The following is a 3518-nucleotide window of genomic DNA, read 5'->3' on the forward strand; positions in this document are numbered from 1 at the left end:
ACAGCGCGCCCTGGAACCGGGCACGCCCCTTCTTCGGCAGGTCGAAGATCCTCCCGTTGACCTTCACCCCGCTCCCGCCCGCCGTCACCTGGAACACCTGCGGGACGCCCTGCAGGAAGCGGACCTCGGGCCCACCGGAGGGGCCCTTGGGGTCGGGCCTGTCATGCGGGGCCGCACCGTGCCCCGCCGACCGCTTCGGCTGACGGTCGGGACCGAACCGCACCGCACCGTCCAACGCCTCCAACCCCCGCCCCGGACCACCCGAATCCGCCGACCGCTGCACCCGATAGCCCTCGGGGACATCGGCGCCGTCCTGGTGCCGCGCGGTGTGGGCGGCCTCGCCGGTGTCTGCGAAGGTGCGCCAGACGGAGGTCTCGCTCCGGACCACCACCGGCCTGCCGTGGGCGTCGATGCCTACGTGGTCCGCGACGACCACCTCCCGGTCCGCACCGAAATCCCCGACAGCGCCGACCACCTTCGGCACCACCCACACATCCCCCACCGGCGCCCGCCCAATGAACGCACCCGCCACCCCCGGCCGTGGATTCGCCGCCTGATGCGCCCACAACGCGGCCATCGCCTCCGGTACGTGACGCTCCGTCACCGAACCGAGCCGACACGACACGAAGTCGATGCGGCTCCTCCCGTCCAGCCTGCCGCCGTCGTACGCCGCCAGCAGCACGTCCGCCAGTTCCTTCGGGCCGACCGGAGTGCCGTCCCGGCCCACGTGCATGCCCACTACGAAGACATCACCACGCTGCGGCAGGCGGTCCAGCGCGGACCGGGCCTCGCCCCGGGCACCCGGCATGTCCCTGGCCGGGCCGGTCACCAGGACACCCGACTCGGTGTGCTGGAGGTGCAAGGTGTCGGCGACGCCCGCGTAGTCCAACGCGATCGTCGTGGAGAGTTGACGGACCAACGCCTGCTCGACCTGCTTCGGCAGCACCACATCGATAGGCGGCTCCACGTCCACACCCAACGCGGCCAACTCCTCCCGCAGTCGCGTCCTCAACTCTCCCACCGTCTCCGCGGCCCGCGCTGGGCCGTTCAACGCACTACCGTCGCCCCGACCGGTCACCATGACCCGCGGCAACGCCCGGCCCTGCCGGTGCCGCTCCGCCAACTCCGGCGCGAGGCGCCGCGCCGTGGCCGCGACCACCCCCCGCGAACCCTCCCCCAACTCCGTCGACCCCCGGGCGAACAACACCGACACCGGCGCAAGCGACACCGGCACCGGCACGGCGGCATCACCGAACTCCGCCTGACGCGACGCCAGGGTGTCCATGAGAGCACGTCGGTTCGGCCCGAATTTGCTGGCACCGTCGAGTGGTTGGAGGGTGTGGGTGGGGTCGGTGGGGTGGGTGGGCCGGTGGTTGGTGTAGCCGGTGGGGAGGTGGTGGTCGGTGTCGCCGTGGGGGGTGAGGTGGCCGCCGCTGAGGGTGGTGTGGGGGGTGTGGTCGGTGTCGCCGCTGTGGGTGTAGGTGCGCCAGAGCGATTCGGGGCCCAGGACGATCACCGGTTTGCCGTGGGTGTCGATGCCGACGTGGTCGGCGACGATGACCTCGCGGTCGGTGGTGAAGTCGGCTTCGCCGTTCACCATCTTCGGCAGGACCCACACGTCGCCGACGGGCGCCCGCCCGGTGAGCGGGCCGGACACGCCGGGGCGGGGGTTCGCCTGCTGGTGGGCCCACAATGCGCTGAGCGCCTGCGGGACGTGACGCTCCGTCAGTGCGCCGAGGCGGCAGGACAGGAAGTCGATCCGCGTTTTGCCGTCCAGCTTCCCGCTGTCGTAGGCCGCGCGGAGCACGTCGGCGAGCTGCTCCGGGCTGATCGGGGCGCCGGTGTCGCCGATGTGCATCGCTACCACGTAGGTGTCGTCGCGGTGTGGGAGGTGGTCGAGGGCGTGCTGGTGGCGTTGGTTGGTGGCGGTGGAGTAGGGGCGGGGGTCGCCGATCAGGACGCCGGTGCGGGTCTCGAGGAGGTTGAGGTGGTCGGCGACGGGGGTGTGGTCGAGTGAGATGACGGCGGTCTGGCGGCGGGCGTCGGCGCTCCAGCCGGGGAAGAGTGCGGCGGGGGCTTCGGTGCTTCCGGTCGTGCGGGTGCGGATGGTGGCGTGGGCGGGGCTGTCGAGGCGGTCGAGTTCCTCGGTGAGGCGGCGGTGGAGTTCGTCGGCGACGGCGGTGGCGCGGGCGCGGCCGGTCGCTGCGGCGGTGAGGCGGCCCTCGCCGCTGCCGGTCACGGTGACGACGGGCGGTTGCAGGCCCTGGCGGTGGCGGGCGTCGAGGGTGGCGGCGAGGTCTCTGGCGGTCTCGATGATCCGGATCTTGACGCTGGGGGCGAGGGTGGTCGAGCCCTTCGCGAAGGAGAGTCCGACCGGTGTCATGACGGGCGGTGTGGCGGGGGTGGGGTGGCTGGGCGGGTGCGGCGGCGTCACGTCGGCGGACGTGGGCGGCAGCTGACGCTCCGCGACGAGGACATGCGGCTGCCGAAGCCCGGCCACCTCCCGCGTGGCGGGATACTGCGGGCCGTCGACCAGCGGCGGGGCGTCCGGGAGCGGCTGCCCGTCGCCGGCGTCCTCGAACAGCCCGCCGATGCGCTCGATCACCTCCCGGTCCTCCCGGTCCTGCCGGTCCTCCCGGGGCCGGTCTTCCGGGACCGGCTGCCCGTCGTCGGCGTCGGTGAATGCTGCGCCGATGCGTTCGATGGTGTCGTGTGCCTCCCGGACCTCGGTCGCGTCGAGGACCGCCGAGCGCTGGTCGGAGATCGTGACGAGGGTGTCGCGGATGGCGGCGGCGTCAGCGGGGGTGAGGCGCGGGTTGTGTGCGCCGTCCTTCAGGTAGGCGGCGAGGAGGGCGGTGGCGGGGTCGAGTCCCGTTGTGCGGGGGGTCTCGAAGCCTTCGTCGGTCAGGAAGCGCCGCACCTTCGCCACGTCGTCGGGGTGGTTGGCGCCGCCGGGTCCGACCGAGGCGCTCACCTCGAGGCCCATCCGGGCGGCCATGTCCCGGGTGACCGGGGAGTCCAGTGCCTGCCGGTAGCGGCGGGCGATCTCCCGCGCGGTGGCGGCGGGGACCGCGGCCCGCCAGGCCAGCGTGAAGTCGGCCGCATCCGCCGGACGGGTCAGCGACCGCCGCAGGACATTCGCGACGCCGTCGTCGACCAGGCCGAGCACCCGCATCCGGTCCACCACCGACGACAGCTCACGAGCCGTCGCATCGACGCCCAGGACCCTGCCGCCGGGCAGCACCCCCAGACCATCCGGGAGCCCGGCAGCCGACTGGACCACCGTCACCCCCTCCGCACCCGGCTGCGACACGCCGCCGCGCTCCAACGGCCCGGCACCGTCCCCGGAGACCGCCGACACACCGTCAAGACCACGCGGAGTGTGGTCGGCACCGGTCGACACCGACACGCCGGCGAGACCGCGCGGCACCTGGCCGTCCCCGGAGACCGCCGACACACCGTCAAGACCACGCGGAATATGGTCTGCACCGGTCGGCACCGACACGTCGGCGAGACCG

Annotated in this window: 1 protein-coding gene; it reads right to left on the reverse strand. The window is 73.3% G+C overall.

Translation table 11 applies throughout. The features are described from left to right. Positions 1 to 3313: hypothetical protein (locus ACWD4U_RS34625; protein WP_449787406.1), on the reverse strand; the 3313-nt coding region annotated here is incomplete at its 3' end. Between the last annotated feature and the right edge of the window lie 205 nt (positions 3314 to 3518).

It is taken from the genome of Kitasatospora sp. NPDC002522 (genome assembly GCF_053595195.1).